At 63.7% G+C, this 16778-nt stretch carries 14 protein-coding genes; 6 read left to right on the top strand and 8 right to left on the bottom strand.

Translation table 11 applies throughout. The features are described from left to right. Nucleotides 1-301 precede the first annotated feature (301 nt). A complete protein-coding gene (locus tag NMG46_RS27350) occupies nt 302-1570 on the top strand; it encodes a cyclopropane-fatty-acyl-phospholipid synthase family protein (protein ID WP_254820438.1) in 1269 nt (422 codons plus the stop codon). Here the strand turns inward: NMG46_RS27350 and NMG46_RS27355 are convergent, their stop codons facing one another. Next, a complete protein-coding gene (locus NMG46_RS27355; protein ID WP_254820439.1) occupies nt 1571-2314 on the bottom strand; it encodes an MOSC domain-containing protein in 744 nt (247 codons plus the stop codon). It abuts the gene before it with no gap. After that, the gene (acs, locus tag NMG46_RS27360; RefSeq protein ID WP_254820440.1) at nt 2314-4269 is read right to left on the bottom strand and encodes an acetate--CoA ligase; all 1956 of its coding nucleotides are present in this window, start codon (nt 4267-4269) and stop codon (nt 2314-2316) included. Before acs ends, NMG46_RS27355 begins: the two co-directional genes overlap by 1 nt. Before the next feature lie 305 nt (nt 4270-4574). Between acs and NMG46_RS27365 the strand changes: the two genes are divergently transcribed. Next, nucleotides 4575-4847 (top strand): usg protein, encoded by a 273-nt coding sequence (locus NMG46_RS27365; protein WP_254820441.1) that lies wholly within the window; start codon nt 4575-4577, stop codon nt 4845-4847. A 42-nt stretch (nt 4848-4889) separates the two neighbouring features. On the opposite strand, the gene NMG46_RS27370 is transcribed toward NMG46_RS27365, so the two are convergent. Further along, the gene (locus NMG46_RS27370) at nt 4890-5924 is read right to left on the bottom strand and encodes an aldo/keto reductase (RefSeq protein WP_254820442.1); all 1035 of its coding nucleotides are present in this window, start codon (nt 5922-5924) and stop codon (nt 4890-4892) included. Nucleotides 5925-5980: 56 nt separating this feature from the next. Further along, entirely contained in the window at nt 5981-7162 is a 1182-nt protein-coding gene (locus NMG46_RS27375) for an MFS transporter (protein WP_254820443.1), read from the bottom strand. A gap of 137 nt (nt 7163-7299) precedes the next feature. On the opposite strand from NMG46_RS27375, the gene NMG46_RS27380 reads away from it, so the two are divergent. Next, nucleotides 7300-8208, top strand: coding sequence for a LysR family transcriptional regulator (locus NMG46_RS27380; RefSeq protein WP_254820444.1), 909 nt, complete (start codon nt 7300-7302; stop codon nt 8206-8208). A 62-nt stretch (nt 8209-8270) separates the two neighbouring features. On the opposite strand, the gene NMG46_RS27385 is transcribed toward NMG46_RS27380, so the two are convergent. Together NMG46_RS27385 and NMG46_RS27390 are read right to left on the bottom strand one after the other, a co-directional pair. Continuing rightward, nucleotides 8271-9320: an aldo/keto reductase gene (locus NMG46_RS27385; protein ID WP_254820445.1), complete on the bottom strand. Its 1050-nt coding sequence runs from the start codon at nt 9318-9320 to the stop codon at nt 8271-8273. Nucleotides 9321-9429: 109 nt separating this feature from the next. Beyond that, entirely contained in the window at nt 9430-10092 is a 663-nt protein-coding gene (locus NMG46_RS27390) for a YggS family pyridoxal phosphate-dependent enzyme (RefSeq protein WP_254820446.1), read from the bottom strand. 146 nt (nt 10093-10238) lie between these two features. On the opposite strand from NMG46_RS27390, the gene leuS reads away from it, so the two are divergent. Together leuS and lptE are read left to right on the top strand one after the other, a co-directional pair. Further along, nucleotides 10239-12863 (top strand): leucine--tRNA ligase, encoded by a 2625-nt coding sequence (gene leuS / locus NMG46_RS27395; protein ID WP_254820447.1) that lies wholly within the window; start codon nt 10239-10241, stop codon nt 12861-12863. Then, nucleotides 12850-13431, top strand: a complete 582-nt coding sequence (gene lptE / locus NMG46_RS27400; RefSeq protein ID WP_254820448.1) for an LPS assembly lipoprotein LptE — start codon at nt 12850-12852, stop codon at nt 13429-13431. The genes leuS and lptE overlap by 14 nt, the downstream gene beginning before the upstream one ends. Before the next feature lie 70 nt (nt 13432-13501). Here the strand turns inward: lptE and fsa are convergent, their stop codons facing one another. Beyond that, a complete protein-coding gene (fsa, locus tag NMG46_RS27405; protein WP_023678103.1) occupies nt 13502-14155 on the bottom strand; it encodes a fructose-6-phosphate aldolase in 654 nt (217 codons plus the stop codon). A 90-nt stretch (nt 14156-14245) separates the two neighbouring features. On the opposite strand from fsa, the gene NMG46_RS27410 reads away from it, so the two are divergent. After that, nucleotides 14246-16429 (top strand): primosomal protein N', encoded by a 2184-nt coding sequence (locus NMG46_RS27410; protein ID WP_254820449.1) that lies wholly within the window; start codon nt 14246-14248, stop codon nt 16427-16429. A 9-nt stretch (nt 16430-16438) separates the two neighbouring features. On the opposite strand, the gene NMG46_RS27415 is transcribed toward NMG46_RS27410, so the two are convergent. After that, entirely contained in the window at nt 16439-16765 is a 327-nt protein-coding gene (locus NMG46_RS27415) for a PIN domain-containing protein (RefSeq protein WP_254820450.1), read from the bottom strand. Between the last annotated feature and the right edge of the window lie 13 nt (nt 16766-16778).

The following is a 16778-nucleotide window of genomic DNA, read 5'->3' on the forward strand; positions in this document are numbered from 1 at the left end:
TGCGACGGTTGGTCGCCAGCCGCGCATCTCGCGCCTTAACGGGAAGACTGCTTCCCGAAAGTGCGATCCGCTGAGGCCACGTTCTGGAAAACGAAATCACTCGACATCGGATCACCTCCTTTCGATTTGTTGAACACTTGCTCATGATGGGGTGTCATCCGGCAAATGGCAAGGCGCGGCACTCGAAAATCCTGAACAAGCGTGCTTGTGCACTCGGGCGGCTTGCGGCCGGCCGATCCGGCAGGCAAGATCGAGCCGCGATTGTTCCGGGCCGCTTTTTGCCGGGTAAGGGAGGATGGGGATGGAGGCAGCCGAAAGAGCGGCCCGGATTGTTCGGACGGTCATCGAAACGCTGAAACCGGGTTTCGCGGTGAGGCTGTGGACAGGCGAGCGGATCGGCCCGGCTACCGGCCCGGTGCTCACTATCAACGACCAGGACATCGTCTGGCAGATCGTACGTCGGCCCTCGTTATCGACGCTGATCGAGATGTGGATTGCCAAGGCGGTCGACGTCGAAGACGGATCGCTGTTCGATTTCTACGCCTTGCCCACGCACGGCAAGCTCAGGACGAAGCTCAAGACGTTGCCGAAGCTGGCGATCCTGCGCGACCTGCCGGCGGTGCTGTTTTCGCGAAAACAGATGACGGCGCGAACCGATCTTTCCGGCCGCAATCCTTACGTCAGCGGGTCGAGCAAGGAGGCGATCCAGCATCACTACGACATTTCCAACGCATTCTACCGGCTCTTCCTCGACGAGCGCATGGTCTATAGCTGCGGCTATTTCAAGGATTTCGCCAACGATATCGATCAGGCCCAAAGAGACAAGCTCGACCATATCTGCCGCAAGCTTCGGCTGAAGCCCGGCGAAAAACTGCTCGACATCGGCTGCGGCTGGGGAGCGATGCTCATCCATGCGGTGAAGAATTATGGCGTCGTCGGCCACGGCGTTTCGCTGTCGGAGGCACAGACCGAGCTCGCCCGCGAACGCATCCGCGCCGCGGGGCTGGAGGACCGCATCACCATCGAGATCAAGTCCTATGCCGAGCTGTCCGGCTCCTTCGACAAGATCTCGTCGATCGGCATGTTCGAGCATCTGGGACTTGCCAACCATGCGGCCTATTTCTCGAGGATCCATCGCCTGCTCAAGCCCGGCGGCATCTATCTGCACCACGCCATCACCCGGCGCGACAAGGGCAACATGAAGAAGACGCTGCGCAAGGGGCCGGAATTCAAGGCGCTGATCAAATACATTTTTCCGGGCGGCGAACTCGATACGATCGGCATGACGCTCGGCAATCTCGAGGCGCACGGCTTCCTCGTCTACGACGTCGAAAACTTGCGCGAGCACTATGCGCGCACCTGCAGGCTATGGGCAGAGCGTCTCCACGCACGCTTTGACGAAGCCATCGCTGAGGTCGGCGAAGCCAAGGCGCGGCTCTGGCTGCTTTATCTCACCGGCTGCTCGATTACTTTCGAACGTGCATCGGCGCAGGTTTTCCAGACCGTCGCCACAAGGCGCGCGCGTGGGCCGAGCGGCCTGCCGCCGACGCGGGCGGATTTGTACCGATAGCTACAGGAGGCGCATCGTGGCGCCGATCTCGACGCGCGCCGGTCGATCGACGGTGCAGTAGACGCCGAGATTATGGGCGTTGTGGCGGACCAGGCTGCGCAGGATTGCCGGGTCGTGGTCGAACCCGTCCTGGCCAATGATGGTGAAGCCGCAGCGGCGGCACGGCTCGGAGATGGTCAGGAGCAGGTCGCCGATTGCCAGCTTGCGCCCGATCCATTCCGTCTCGGGGAACGACCCCTCGACCTCCGGCATATCGACGACGATGTTGGGGCGGAAGCGGCGCGCGTCGGCGGTGCCCTCTGGATGCAGCACTTTCAAACGCGCCAGTGAGGCGGTGGTCAGCAGGTGAATAGGGGCTTTGACGTAGCGTTCCGTCAGCAGAGGGCCGGCGTAATCCGGAGCCGCATTTTCCTGGCGGAACGGCCGGATGGAAGCCGCAAAGCCGAGATACGCGGAAACCGCGCGATCACTTTGCGCGCCAGGTGCCGAAAGCCAGCGTCCGTCGGGGATGGCGACCTCCAGCCTGCCGGCCTGCGACAGCCGGGTGCGGATGCGGGGCACCTTGTGCCATTTCGCTTCGCGGTCGGGCCGTGCGATTTCATCGGTCGAGGTATCGACAAGACCAAACAGGCGGTCGCCTTCGACGGTATACCTGTCGACGGAGATCGCCTCCTGAAACTCGCCGGCGAGCGAGCTCGCGGGATAGCGCCAAAGCTCGGTGACGGCGCCCAATGCGGGTTGCATCAGCCCTTCTTGTTTTGCCGGTTGGCGATCAGGTCGTCGACGACTGCCGGATCGGCGAGCGTCGAGGTGTCGCCGAGCGCGGCAAAATCATCCTCGGCGATCTTGCGCAGGATGCGCCGCATGATCTTGCCGGAACGGGTCTTCGGCAGGCCGGGCGCGAACTGGATCTTGTCGGGCGAAGCGATGGCGCCGATCTCCTTGCGGACATGGACGACGAGCTCCTGGCGCAAGTCCTCGCTTGGCGTCTCGCCGGCCATCAGCGTGACATAGCAGTAGATGCCTTGGCCCTTGATATCGTGCGGGTAGCCGACGACGGCGGCCTCCGAGACCTTCTCATGCGAAACCAGCGCCGATTCGACCTCGGCGGTGCCCATGCGGTGGCCGGAGACGTTGATGACGTCGTCGACCCGGCCGGTGATCCAGTAGTAGCCGTCAGCATCGCGGCGGCAGCCGTCGCCGGTGAAGTACCTGCCCTTGTAGGTCGAGAAATAGGTCTGCACGAAGCGGTCGTGATCGCCATGGACGGTGCGCATCTGGCCCGGCCATGAGTCGGCAATGCAAAGATTGCCGCTGGCTTCGCCTTCCAGTACCTTGCCGTCGGCGTCGACCAGCTGCGGCTTGACGCCAAAGAAGGGCCGCGTCGCTGAACCCGCCTTGAGGTGGGTGGCGCCCGGAAGCGGCGTAATCATGATGCCGCCGGTCTCGGTCTGCCACCAGGTGTCGACGATCGGCACCTTGCCGTTGCCGACGACGTTGAAATACCACTCCCAGGCTTCCGGATTGATCGGCTCGCCGACGGTGCCCAGCACGCGCAGCGACTTGCGCGACGTTTTGGTGACATGGGCATCGCCGGCGCCCATCAGCGCACGCAACGCCGTCGGCGCCGTGTAGAAGATGTTGACCTTGTGCTTGTCGATCACGTCCCAGAAACGCGACTGCGACGGGTAGTTCGGCACGCCTTCGAACATCAGCGTGGTGGCGCCGTTGGCGAGCGGCCCGTAGACGATATAGCTGTGACCGGTGACCCAGCCGACATCTGCGGTGCACCAGTAGATGTCGCCGTCATGATAGTCGAATACATATTGGTGGGTCATCGAGACATAGACGAGATAGCCGGCGGTGGTGTGCAGCACGCCCTTCGGCTTGCCGGTCGAGCCGGATGTGTAGAGGATGAACAGCGGGTCCTCGGCGTTCATCTTCTCGGGCTTGCATTCGGCCTTAACCGTGGCGACCTCGTCATGGTACCAGACGTCGCGCCCGGCGGCCCAGCCGGTCTTGCCGCCGGTGCGGCGCACGACCAAGACCTTCTCGACTTTCGTTCCGGCCTTGGCGGCGATCTCGATCGCCTTGTCGGTGTTGTCCTTCAGCGGGATAGTCTTGCCGCCGCGCAGGCCTTCGTCGGCGGTGATGACGAAGGTCGACTTGCAGTCGTCGATGCGTCCGGCCAGCGCGTCCGGCGAAAAGCCGCCGAAGACGACCGAATGAATGGCGCCGATGCGCGTGCAGGCGAGCATCGCATAAGCGGCCTCCGGGATCATCGGCATGTAGATGGTGACGCGGTCGCCCTTCTTGACCCCGTGCTTCTTCATCACATTGGCGAGGCGGCAAACATGTGTGTGAAGTTCGTTATAGGTGATCTTCCTGTCGTCGTAGGGATTGTCGCCTTCCCAGATGATGGCGGTCTGTTCGCCGCGCTTCTTCAGATGCCGGTCGATGCAGTTCCAGGAAACGTTTGTCTGGCCATCCTCGAACCATTTGATCGAAACCTTGCCGTCGAAGGACGTGTTCTTGACCTTGCTGTAGGGCTTGAACCAGTCGATGCGCTTGCCGTGCTTGCCCCAGAACTTGTCCGGGTTCTTGACGCTGTCGGCGTACCATTTCAGGTAGGTGTCATTGTCAATCAGCGCGTTCTTCTTCCACGCCGGCTGGACGCGATGGACATGAACATCGGACATTTCTTCGCCTTCCTCCCCAAAACCAAACCGCCGGCTTGACCGCCGGCAGGATCGCAGCGATGCGGCCGCGAATTCGCGCGCATTATTAACAGTTCGGCGGTGACGGCAACATTAGACGTTGGATTCGCGCGGCGGGATGCCGCAGGTGCCTTGCCGGGTGGTGTCAGCACTCTCGTGAGGCGGCTGCTAAGCGCATGTTTTTGCGGGAGGAATCTGGTTTGATCGCAGAAATATCAATAGACGAATAAGCAAATGGGGTGCACAATTTCAGGCTGGGAGGAAGGAGAATCAACCAGGGGACCGCAATGCGCGACCATTCAGAAATGGACCTGATGCTCAAGGGCTATGGCTTGACCACGGCCAAGATTCTTTATCACTTTCCCGATCATCCGCATCTGCTGCAGAGCTTCATCTGGCAGGATTACGACATCGCCCCGAAATTTCCGGTGCTGATCCGCTTCATCGAATTCTGGAAGGCCGAGCTCGAAGGCCCGCTGCATTCGGTGAGCTACACGCACCAGAAGCTGATCGCGCCGAACGAATGGCGCAAGGTCGACGGCGAGTTCGTGCTGCATTAGCCGGGGGCGGCAGCCTGGGAGCCGCCGCCAGCTTATGGAGCGTCAGACTGCGGGCGCGTTCAGCCGGGCAAATCCCTCCTGCCGGCGATAGGGAAAATACGGGTAGGGTGCGGTGACTTCACTTGCCGTGTCGAGCTTCTTCATCTGCTCGGCTGTCAAGGACCAGCCGACGGCGCCGAGATTCTGGCGCAACTGCTCCTCGTTGCGCGCGCCAATGATGACGGAGGCGACGGTCGGCCGCTGCAGCAGCCAATTGATGGCGATCTGCGCTATGGTCTTGCCGGTTTCCTCTGCGACAACATCAAGCGCGTCGACGACCCGATAGAGATGGTCATCCTCGACGGGCGGTCCGAAGCTTGCCGTGTCGTGCAGCCGGCTTTTCTCAGGCAGCTTCTGGCCACGGCGGATCTTGCCGGTCAGGCGGCCCCAGCCGAGTGGGCTCCACACCAGCGCACCGACACCCTGGCCGAGGCCGAGCGGCATCAACTCCCATTCATAATCGCGTCCGACCAGCGAGTAGTATACCTGATGGGCGACGTATCGAGGATAGCCATATCTATCCGCCAGGCCGAGTGACTTCATCACTTGCCAGCCGGAAAAATTGGAGACGCCGACATAACGCAGCTTGCCGGCGCGCACAAGACCGTCCAGCGTCGACAGCACCTCCTCGATCGGTGTTGCGGCATCAAAGGCGTGCAGTTGCAGCAGGTCGATGTAATCGGTGCCAAGACGCTTCAGCGCGTCTTCGACGGCCTTGATCAGGCGTGAACGTGACGAGCCGGCATCGTTGGGACCGTCGCCCATCGGCAGCGAGGTCTTGGTCGAGATCAGCACGGCGTCGCGGCGGCCCTTGATGGCAGCGCCGAGCACTTGTTCGGAAGCGCCAATCGAATAGACATCGGCGGTGTCGAACAGGTTGACGCCGGCCTCTAGGCAGATGTCGACCAGCCGCCGTGCTTCCGTCGCATCGCTGTTGCCCCAGGCGCCGAACAGCGGGCCTGAACCGCCGAAGGTTCCAGCGCCGAACGAGAGTGCCGGGACCTTCAGGCCCGATGCGCCAAGATTTCGATAATCCATGGGTTTGCTCCGTGTGGAAGGATGGCTGTTTCAAAGATTGGTTGAGGTTTGCCGTTCTATGACGGCGCGATTTCCGGTGTGGCGAGGGCAGGGTCTCGGTCGAGGCGCAGAGCAAACGCCGCCACGGCAAGCGCTGAAAGCGGCAACAGGGCCGCGACCCAGGTGACGGCGCCGAGGCCGGGACCGTGCGCGATGACCACGCCGCCGAGCCAGGCGCCGGCCGCGTTGCCGAGGTTGAAGGCGGCGATGTTGAAGGACGAGGCGAGGCTCTGGCCGGCGCCTTGTGCCTTTTCCAGCACCCACATCTGCAGTGGCGCCACGGTGGCGAAGGCGGCGGCGCCGAGCAGGCCGACATAGATAACGGCCATGACCTGGCTGTGCAGGGCGAAGGTCATGGTGCCGAGCACCAGCGCCAGGACGACGAGACTGCCGAGAACGGAAGGTAGCAGCCGGCGGTCGGCGAACTTGCCGCCGGCGATGTTGCCGGCGATAAGGCCGCCGCCGAAGACCAGCAGGATAGGCGACACCGCTGCTTCCTCAAAACCGGTGATCTCGGTCAGCAACGGGGCGATGTAGGTGAAGACGGCAAAGACGCCGGCATAGCCAAGCACGGTGGTGGCAAAGCCAAGCAGGACGGGCGTGCGGCCGAGCACCGCGAGATCGGCGCGCAAATTGCTCTTCTCAGGTTCTGTTCGGCTGCGCGGCACCACCAGGAGAATGATGGCGAAGGCGGCGATGCCGACCAGGGTCACCGCCCAGAACGTCGCGCGCCAGCCGAAGGCCTGGCCGAGCCAAGTGCCGAAAGGCACGCCGAGGATGTTGGCGATGGTCAGGCCGGTGAACATCAGGGCGATCGCCGAAGCTTTCTTGTTGGGCGCCACCAGCCCGGTCGCCACGACCGAGCCGACGCCGAAGAAGGTGCCGTGGGCGAAGGCGGTCAGCACGCGCGCACCCATCAGCGTCCAGTAGTCTGGGGCAAGCGCACAGGCGAGGTTGCCCAGCGTGAAGATCGCCATCAGCGACAGAAGCACGGTCTTGCGCGGCCAACGGCCGGTTGCGATCGTCAGCAGCGGCGCGCCGATGACGACGCCGAGCGCATAGCCGGAAATAAGCTGGCCGGCAGCCGAGATCGAGACGTCGAGATCGGTGCTGACGTCGAGCAGGAGGCCCATGATGACGAATTCGGTGACGCCGATGCCGAACGCACCGGCGGCAAGAGCGTAAAGAGCAAAGGGCATGGCGGTTCCACTTCGATGACGACCAGTTTTGACGACGGGCGCCGTGTTCCTCCCACGCCCCAATTCGGAAGATCGTGTCGCGATGTGCTGTGAACCAGCCTTGCATCGGGCACATCGTCTGTGAAATAGATTCACCAATGGCCAGACCCGACATCAACCGCTCCGGCGAGATCGAAGTGTTCGTCCGCGTGGTCGAGGCGGGCAGCTTTTCGGCCGCTGCCCGTGCATTGCGGATGACCCCGTCGGCGGTGAGCAAGCTGATTGCGCGGCTGGAGGCTCGGCTCGGCGCGCGGCTGGTCAGCCGTTCGACGCGCAAGCTGCAACTGACGCCGGAGGGGGCGGCCTTCTTCGACAGCGGGGTGCGTATCCTGGCCGATATGGCAGCGGCCGAGCGCGAGGCGGCGGCGGGTGCCGCGCCGCGTGGCCGGCTGCGGATCAACAGCTACGTGCCTTTCGGGCAGCATCGGCTGATCCCGATTTTGCCGCGTTTTCTAGAGCGCTACCCCGAAATCTCGGTCGATCTGGTGTTGACCGACGATGTCATCGACCTGATGGAGGAGCGCGCTGACGTCGCCATCCGGGCCGGGCCGCTCGGCGAATCACGGCTGGTGGCGCGCAAGCTCGGGCACAGCCGGGTGGTCGTCGTTGCGGCGCCGTCGTATCTCGAAGCGCGTGGCACGCCCATGACGCCCGCCGATCTCGATCGTCACAACCGCATGGGCTTCCGTTTCGTACGCCACCTCGAGGGCTGGCCTTTTATCGATGCGGCCGGCAAGCCGATCACCCTGTCGATCGCCGGAAATACGCTGGTCAGCGACGGCGAGGCGATGCGGCTGATGGCGCTCTCGGGGGCGGGCATCGCCCGGCTGGCAAGCTGGCATGTGGAGGCCGACATTGCCGCCGGCCGACTCCTGCCGCTGCTGGAAGAGTTCAACCCCGGCGACGAGGAACTCACCCACGCCGTCTATGTCGGCCAAGGCAAGCATCTGCCGGCGCGGGTGCGGGCCTTTTTGGACTTTTTGGTCGAGACTGTCCGGCTGAACTGAGCTCAAAACGATCGGGAGCCTGCCGGCTCCCGAAGCAACGAAGGCAAGGAGGTAAGATTGAGTTACTTTTTCGGCACAAAGGGCGCCGGGCGCCGGCCGACCGCCTGACGCTCCAGCATCCAGCCCGGGTATTCGGCGGGCAGGGCACTGACTTCGTCGAGGCGAACAAGATCATCGGCATCGAGCTGCAACTCGGTGGCTGCAAGGTTCTGTTCCAGCTGCTCCATGCGGCTGGCGCCGATGATGACGCTCATCACGAATGGCTTGGCCAGGACATAGCCGAGCGCCACCGTAGCGACGCTGACGCCGTGCTTGGCGGCGATCTCGCGCATAACGGCGACTGCTGCCCAGGCACGGTCCTCATTGACCGGCGGGAAATTGAAGCTGGCGCGGCGGCCCTCGCCATTGCCGGGGGCGCCCGGTCCGTATTTGCCGGAGAGCAAGCCGCCAGCCATCGGCGACCAGACCATCAGCCCGAGCTTCTCCTCGCTGAGCAGCGGCACGATCTCGCGCTCGAGATCGCGGCCGGCGATCGAATAATACGACTGCACGGTCTCGAAGCGGGCAAAGCCTTTGCGCTCGGCAATACCCAGCGCCTTGGCGATGCGCCAGGCCTGCCAGTTCGAGACGCCGACATAGCGGACCTTGCCGGCGGCAACCAGGTCGTCGAGCGCCCGCAGCGTTTCGTCGATCGGCGTCACCGTGTCGGTGCCGTGCAGCTGGTAGAGATCGATATGATCCAGCTGCAGCCGTTGGAGGCTGCCTTCGACCGAATCCATGATGTGGCCGCGCGAGGAACCACGCTGGTTCGGGCCTCCGCCCATGGCGCCATGAACCTTGGTGGCGATGATCACGTCCTGCCGGTTGACGCCAAGGTTCCTGAGCGACTGGCCGAGAAGCCGTTCCGAGGCACCAAAGGAATAGACATCCGCCGTGTCGAAGAAATTGACGCCGGCGGCGAGCGAGCGGGCAACGATCTCGTCAACGCCCTTCTGGTCGAGGCTGGCGATCAGGCCCCATTGGGCGTTCTCGCCGGCCGCGCCGAACGTCATCGTGCCGAGGCAAAGTTCGGAGACGAACATCCCCGTATTTCCAAGTTGATTGTAGCGCATGGTGGCTCCAGACGGGTTGAGAATAACTCGACCCATATAGGAACGAAACGTTCCGTTTCTATACACTGGCTTAGTCGATGTCAGCCTGTGGCCTAAGGCCGGCTGCGCCTCATCTGGCGCCGAAAATCGCCGATCCAACCCTGACACTGGTCGCGCCGAAGGCGATCGCGGTTTCGTAGTCGCCGGACATGCCCATGGAGAACTTGTCGACGCCGGCCTCAAGCCCAAGCTTTTCCAGCAGCGCGAAATGCGGACCGGGGTTCTCGCCGGCCGGCGGAATGCACATCAGCCCTTCGATGGCGAGGCCGTGAACCGAGCGGCAGCGGGCCACGAAGGCGACAGCCTCGCGCGGCTCGATGCCGGCCTTTTGCGGCTCGGAGCCGGTGTTGACCTGGACATACAGCCTTGGTGACCGGCCTTGCCTGGCGATCTCCTTGGCGAGTTCGGCGGCGATCTTTTCACGGTCGACGGTTTCGATGACGTCGAACAGCGCGACAGCTTCCTTCGCCTTGTTCGATTGCAGAGGACCGATCAGATGCAGCTCGATGTCGGGGAAGTCATGTTTCAGCACCGGCCATTTGGCTTGTGCTTCCTGGACCCGGTTTTCGCCGAAGACGCGCTGGCCGGCCTCGATGACGGGGCGGATATCGGCGGCGTCGAAGGTTTTCGAGGCCGCGACCAGCGCCACCGCTCCGGCGTCGCGTCCTGCCTCGCGCTCGGCGGCAGCGATCCTTGCCTTGACCGTGAAAAGCTGTTCGACGGCGCTCGCCATGCCTATATCCTGCCTGTGTTTGGCTTTTCGCCGGATCGCCGCAGTTGACGGGTCCGGCAATCCATGGTGAACACCGCGACGACATTTCCTGAGCCGCCCGGGCATTGTCCGGCGGCTCGCGCATGCTTTTAAGTGAAAAACACCCGATGGCAACCGAACGATACAATCCGCGCGCGTCAGAGCCCAAATGGCAGAAGGCCTGGGACGCCAAGAAGCTGTTCGAAGCCGACAATGACGACCCGCGCCCGAAATATTACGTGCTGGAGATGTTCCCCTATCCGTCGGGGCGCATCCATATCGGCCATACGCGGAACTATACGATGGGCGACGTGGTGGCGCGCTACAAGCGGGCCAAGGGGTTCAACGTGCTGCACCCGATGGGCTGGGACGCCTTTGGCATGCCAGCCGAAAACGCGGCGATGCAGAACAAGGTCCATCCCAAGGACTGGACCTATCAGAACATCGCCGCCATGCGCGAGCAACTCAAGGTCATGGGCCTGTCGCTCGATTGGGCGCGCGAGTTCGCCACCTGCGATGTCGATTACTATCACCGCCAGCAGATGCTGTTCCTCGATTTCGTCGAGAAGGGGCTGGTGACGCGCAAATCCTCCAAGGTCAACTGGGATCCGGAGGACATGACGGTGCTTGCCAACGAGCAGGTCATCGACGGACGCGGCTGGCGCTCGGGCGCGCTGGTGGAACAGCGCGAGCTGACGCAGTGGTTCTTCAAGATCACCGACTACGCGCAGGACCTGCTGGATTCGCTCGATCAACTCGACGACTGGCCGGAAAAAGTGAAGCTGATGCAGGCGAACTGGATCGGCCGTTCGGAAGGGCTGCTGATCCGCTGGCCGCTGGCCAAGACAGTCGCCGGCGAGCATGAGCTCGAAATCTATACGACAAGGCCCGACACCATCTTCGGCGCCTCCTTCATGGCGATTGCCGCCGACCATCCGCTGGCCAAAAAGGCCGCCGAAGACAATCCGGCGCTGGCAAAGTTCATCGACGAGGTCCGCCATATGGGCACCTCGGTGGCGGCCCTGGAGACGGCCGAGAAGAAGGGCTTCGATACCGGCATTCGCGTCGTCCATCCGTTCGACGAGAAGTGGACGCTGCCCGTCTACGTCGCCAATTTCGTGCTGATGGACTACGGCACCGGCGCCATCTTCGGCTGCCCGTCCGGTGACCAGCGCGACCTCGACTTCGCCAACAGATACGGCCTGCCGGTCATTCCGGTGGTGATGCCGGAAGGCGAGAATCAAGGAAGCTTCCAGGTCATCGATGAGGCCTATGTCGGCGACGGCGTGATGATCAATTCGCGCTTCCTCGACGGCATGAAGCCGGATCAGGCGTTCGACGAGGTGGCGAAGCTGCTGGAACAAAAGACCATCGGCAACCGGCCGATGGCCGAGCGCAAGGTGAACTTCCGCCTGCGCGACTGGGGCATTTCGCGCCAGCGCTATTGGGGCTGCCCGATCCCGATGATCCATTGCGAGGATTGCGGCGTGGTGCCGGTGCCGAAAGCCGACCTGCCGGTCAGGCTGCCGGATGATATCGAGTTCGACCGGCCGGGCAATCCGCTCGATCGCCATCCGACATGGCGGCACGTCAAATGCCCGCGTTGCGGCAAGGACGCGCGGCGCGAAACCGACACGATGGACACGTTCGTCGATTCTTCGTGGTATTTCGCGCGCTTCACGGCGCCCTGGGCAAACGATCCGACCGATCCCAAGGCCGCGACTGAATGGCTGCCGGTCGACCAGTATATTGGCGGCATCGAGCATGCGATCCTGCATTTGCTCTATTCGCGCTTTTTCACCCGCGCCATGCGCGAGACCGGCCATGTCGATCTGGCCGAGCCGTTCAGGGGCCTGTTCACGCAAGGCATGGTGGTGCACGAGACCTATCGGGTTGGCGGCGCCTCGAACGGCCGCTGGCTTGCGCCCAGCGAGGTCAGGCTGGAAGACGCCGACGGCAAGCGCCGCGCCTTCGAAATCGCCACCGGCGAAGAGGCGGTGATCGGTCCGCTCGAAAAAATGTCGAAGTCGAAGAAGAATACGGTGAGCCCGGAAGAGATCACCGACGGCTACGGCGCCGATACGGCGCGCTGGTTCATGCTGTCGGACTCGCCGCCCGAGCGCGATGTCGAATGGACCGACGAGGGTGCGGCCGGCGCGCATCGCTTCATCCAGCGCATCTGGCGCCTGGTGTCGACGGCTGCCGAATCGCTCGCCGGAGTCCGGCCAGAGGCGGCGAAGGACGGCGAGGCCGGGACAGTGTCCAAGGCCGCGCACAAGATCTTGAAATCGGTCGGCGAGGACATCGAAAAGCTCGCCTTCAACCGCGCCATCGCCCGCATCTATGAGCTCGCCAATGCCTTGACCGTACCGCTCAACGAGGCGGCAGAGGGCAAAGCCGGTCCGGCGCTGCAAGCGGCCTGCCGTGAGGCCGTCGAGATCCTGGTGCACCTGATCGCGCCGGTCATGCCGCATCTGGCAGAGGAGTGCTGGCAGACGCTCGGCGGCACCGACCTTGTCGCCGAACGGCCCTGGCCGGACTACGATCCCTCGCTTGTCGTCGACGCCGAGATCGTGCTGCCGGTGCAGGTCAACGGCAAGAAACGCGGCGATTTGACAATTGCCCGCGACGCGGATCAAGGTGCGGTCGAAAAGGCGGTTCTGGCTCTCGACTTCGTTCAGAAAGCGCTCGAAGGTAAGGCGCCGCGCAAGGTGATCATCGTGCCGCAGAGGATCGTCAATGTCGTTGCCTAAGCCGCGAAAGACAGAGCTGACGGTGCGCCGCATCGTGCTTTGCGGGCTGCTCGCCTCGGTGGCGCTGGTTTCCGCCTGCACGGTGCGGCCGCTCTATTCGAGCGCGCCGCTGGTCGCCGGCTCGCAGGTCGGCGCTGCTGCCGAGCTGGCATCGATCTCCGTCAAGCCGGTCAAGACCCGCTACGCCCAGCAGGTCCGCAACAATTTGATCTTCGCACTTGGCCAGGGCGCCGGCGAGCCAGCTTCGCCGGTCTATTCGCTTGATCTGGGCGTCTCCGAACTCGTCGAATCGGCGGCAATCGAGCAGGTCACGACCGACGAGGACGAGCCGACCGCCGGCACCGTGACGCTGACCGCCAACTATGTGCTCAGCGATGCCAAGACGGGCACGGTCATAGCGAGGGGCGAGCGCTCGATTCCGTCGTCATACGACAGGCCCCGCCAGGAATTCGCGTCATACCGAGCCCAGATCGACGCCGAGAACCGTGCGGCGCGCGAACTGGCGGATGTGCTGCGGCTGTCGATCGCCCAGGATCTGATCAAGCACGGCAAGCCGGCGGCAAGCTAGGTGTTTCCAGAGTGCGCAATCTGCGAAAAAGGCCGATTGCTCGGCCTTTTTTGTTCGCAGGATAGTCGCTTCAGCCGATCTTCTGCCCGGTCTTTGCCCAGTCGGCGAGGAACAGCTCCAGGCCCTTGTCGGTCAGCGGGTGCTTGACCAGTGCCTTGAGCGTTGCCGGCGGCGCGGTGATGACGTCGGCGCCGATCAGCGCCGCCTGCTTGACATGGTTCACGGTGCGCACCGAAGCGGTCAGGATTTCAGTCTGGAAGTCATAATTGTCATAGATGGTGCGAATATCGGCAATCAGCTCCATGCCGTCCCAGCCGCTGTCGTCGATGCGGCCGACGAAGGGCGAGATAAAGGAGGCGCCGGCCTTGGCGGCGAGCAGCGCCTGGGTGGCCGAGAAGCACAGCGTGACGTTGACCATGCGGCCGTCCGACCGGATGTCCTTGCAGGCTCTCAGGCCGTCGAGCGTCAGCGGCACCTTGATGCAGACATTGTCGGCGATCCTGGCCAGGATCTTGGCCTCCGCCATCATGTCCTTGTATTCGGTGGCGACGACTTCGGCCGAGACCGGGCCCTTGACGATCTCGCAGATCTCTCTTGTGACGTCGGCGATCTTGCCGCCGGATTTCAGGATCAGCGACGGATTGGTGGTTACGCCGTCGAGTAGCCCCAGATCGTTCAGCTCGCGGATTTCCTTGACATCGGCGGTGTCGACAAAAAATTTCATGGCGGTCTCCTGAAGATTTTTCATGTGCACGTCATGCACATTTGGGGTCGGACTTTGATCTAGACCAAAGTCGGGGCAAGGTCACGCCTCATGATCGAAGATTCGCCCTTTGTCGCGGCCGCACCGGTGCTGGTGCCGATGCCCGCCGAGCGCCCCTACACCTATGCCGTGCCGGCTGGCATGCGCGTGGTGCCGGGCTCGATAGTGCGCGTTCCGCTTGGGCCCCGCCAGGTCGCCGGCATCGTCTGGGACGGCGTCGTCGAAAAGGTCGACGCGAAGAAATTGCGGCCGATCGAGCAGGTTTTCGACTGCCCGCCGATCGACCGCGCGATGCGGCGTTTTGTCGATTGGGTGGCGCAGTACACGCTGTCGCCGCCCGGCATGGTGGCGCGCATGCTGCTCAGGGCGCCAGAGGCGTTCGATCCGGAGCCGTGGATCGAAGGGCTGCAGCGCACCTTCGCCAGACCCGACCGGATGACGGAGGCGAGAACGCGCGTGCTGGAGACAGCCCAAGGCGGACTGGCCTGGACGCGGTCCGGCCTGGCGCATGCGGCAGGCGTGTCGTCGACGGTGGTGGACGGGCTGCGGGCGCAGGGCGTATTCGAGACGGTGATGATCCCGCCGCGGCCGGTAGTCGCAGCACCCGACCCGGGCTACGCCCAGCCTTCACTGATGCCGGACCAGAGCGATGCCGCCGAGACGCTGCGCGCCAATGTCGCGACCGGCACATTCGGTGTCACCCTGCTCGACGGTGTAACCGGATCCGGCAAGACGGAGGTCTATTTCGAGGCGGTCGCGGCGGCGCTCGATCGTGGCAAGCAGGTGCTGATCCTGCTGCCGGAAATTGCGCTGACCCACGCTTTTCTCGAACGCTTCCAGGAGCGGTTCGGCGCCAAGCCGGCGGAGTGGCACTCGGACCTGCCGCCAAGAATGCGCGAAAAGGTCTGGCGACAGGTGGCGGAAGGCGGCGTGCGGGTCGTTGCCGGCGCGCGCTCGGCGCTGTTCCTGCCGTTCAGGGAGCTTGGACTGATCGTCGTCGACGAAGAGCACGATCCCGCCTACAAGCAGGAGGATCGCGTCTTCTACAACGCGCGCGACATGGCCGTGGTGCGCGGCCATATCGGCGGCTTTCCAGTCGTGCTCGCTTCGGCGACACCGTCGGTCGAAAGCCGGGTCAATGCCAGCCAGGGCCGCTACAGCAGGGCGGTGCTTTCGGCGCGCTTTGCCGAGGCGGCACTTCCCGATCTCCAGACGGTCGACATGCGCCGCGCGCCGCCGGCACGCGGCGGCTTCCTGTCGCCGGTGCTGCTCGGCCATATGCGGCAGACGCTGGAGAGAAAGGAACAGTCGCTGCTGTTCCTCAACAGGCGCGGCTATGCGCCGCTGACGCTCTGCCGGGTCTGCGGCCACCGCTTTGGCTGTCCGGTCTGCTCGGCCTGGCTGGTCGAGCATCGCTTTCGCGGCCAGCTCGTCTGCCACCACTGCGGGCACAATGAACGCCGGCCCGAAGCCTGCCCGGAATGCGGCACGCTCGACCATCTGGTCGCCTGCGGGCCGGGCGTCGAGCGCATCGCCGAGGAGGTCGTCGCGCATTTCCCCGATGCCCGCACCATCGTCTTGTCGTCCGACCTGATGGGCGGCGTGCGACGGCTGCGGCTCGAGCTTGAAGCCATCGCCAATGGCGAGGCCGACATCGTCATCGGCACGCAACTCGTCGCCAAGGGCCATAATTTCCCCAACATGACGCTGGTCGGTGTGGTCGATGCCGATCTCGGCCTTGCCAATGGCGACCCGCGCGCCGCCGAGCGCACCTTCCAACTGCTCAGCCAGGTGACCGGCCGCGCCGGCCGCACCGGCAAGAAAAGCCTCGGCCTGCTGCAGACCTTCCAACCCGACCACCCGGTGATGCGCGCGATCGTCTCCGGCGATGCCGAGGCCTTCTACGAGCGCGAGATCGCCGAGCGTGAGCGGGCGGGGCTGCCGCCCTTCGGCAGGCTCGCCGGCGTCATCGTCAGCGCGGCGACACGGGCCGAAGCCGAAGGGCACGCCCGTGGCCTGCGTCGCGCCGCGCCGCAAGCCACCGGCCTGTTCGTGCTCGGTCCGGCCGAGGCGCCGCTGTCATTGATCGGCGGCCGCCATCGCTTTCGCCTGCTGATCCAGGGCGAGCGGCGCGCCGACATGCAAGGGTTCATTCGTACCATGCTGGCCGAGGGACCGAAGGTAAGGGGCTCGGTGCGAGTCCAGGTCGACATCGACCCGCAGAGCTTCTTGTAAGCTGTCGAATTACCCTTTCGAGACGCCTTCGGTGAATGGATTCAGGTAAGGTACGTCGAGAATCGCAAAATGCCGGGTGTTGGCCGTCAAAACTGACAGGCCGTGCAAACGGGCAGTAGCTGCGATCAGAACGTCCGCCACACCCGGATTGGCGCCTCTGGCGATCGTGGCGTCTTCGAGTTTTCCAGCTTCTCGCGCGATAGCTAAGTCGATGGGAAGGATGCGCTGGTTGAACTCCAGAAGCAACCTTTCGAACCACTCATTGATGCGCTCTGCCTTCATATGTCCGCCCGCCCGCTTCAGTTTCGCAAGATAACTATCGACGAGAGCTGCCAAGAGCCGCGTTCTC

This window comes from Mesorhizobium sp. LMG 17147, assembly GCF_024297145.1.
GTDB lineage: Bacteria > Pseudomonadota > Alphaproteobacteria > Rhizobiales > Rhizobiaceae > Mesorhizobium.

What these genes read in the sequence shown, in the direction of transcription:
- acs (WP_254820440.1), bottom strand. Translation starts at nt 4,269, where the DNA reads ATGTCCGATGTTCATGTCCATCGCGTCCAGCCGGCGTGGAAGAAGAAC.
- NMG46_RS27375 (WP_254820443.1), bottom strand. Translation starts at nt 7,162, where the DNA reads ATGCCCTTTGCTCTTTACGCTCTTGCCGCCGGTGCGTTCGGCATCGGC.
- NMG46_RS27370 (WP_254820442.1), bottom strand. Translation starts at nt 5,924, where the DNA reads ATGGATTATCGAAATCTTGGCGCATCGGGCCTGAAGGTCCCGGCACTC.
- leuS (WP_254820447.1), top strand. Translation starts at nt 10,239, where the DNA reads ATGGCAACCGAACGATACAATCCGCGCGCGTCAGAGCCCAAATGGCAG.
- NMG46_RS27410 (WP_254820449.1), top strand. Translation starts at nt 14,246, where the DNA reads ATGATCGAAGATTCGCCCTTTGTCGCGGCCGCACCGGTGCTGGTGCCG.
- NMG46_RS27365 (WP_254820441.1), top strand. Translation starts at nt 4,575, where the DNA reads ATGCGCGACCATTCAGAAATGGACCTGATGCTCAAGGGCTATGGCTTG.
- NMG46_RS27350 (WP_254820438.1), top strand. Translation starts at nt 302, where the DNA reads ATGGAGGCAGCCGAAAGAGCGGCCCGGATTGTTCGGACGGTCATCGAA.
- fsa (WP_023678103.1), bottom strand. Translation starts at nt 14,155, where the DNA reads ATGAAATTTTTTGTCGACACCGCCGATGTCAAGGAAATCCGCGAGCTG.
- NMG46_RS27355 (WP_254820439.1), bottom strand. Translation starts at nt 2,314, where the DNA reads ATGCAACCCGCATTGGGCGCCGTCACCGAGCTTTGGCGCTATCCCGCG.
- lptE (WP_254820448.1), top strand. Translation starts at nt 12,850, where the DNA reads ATGTCGTTGCCTAAGCCGCGAAAGACAGAGCTGACGGTGCGCCGCATC.
- NMG46_RS27385 (WP_254820445.1), bottom strand. Translation starts at nt 9,320, where the DNA reads ATGCGCTACAATCAACTTGGAAATACGGGGATGTTCGTCTCCGAACTT.
- NMG46_RS27380 (WP_254820444.1), top strand. Translation starts at nt 7,300, where the DNA reads ATGGCCAGACCCGACATCAACCGCTCCGGCGAGATCGAAGTGTTCGTC.
- NMG46_RS27390 (WP_254820446.1), bottom strand. Translation starts at nt 10,092, where the DNA reads ATGGCGAGCGCCGTCGAACAGCTTTTCACGGTCAAGGCAAGGATCGCT.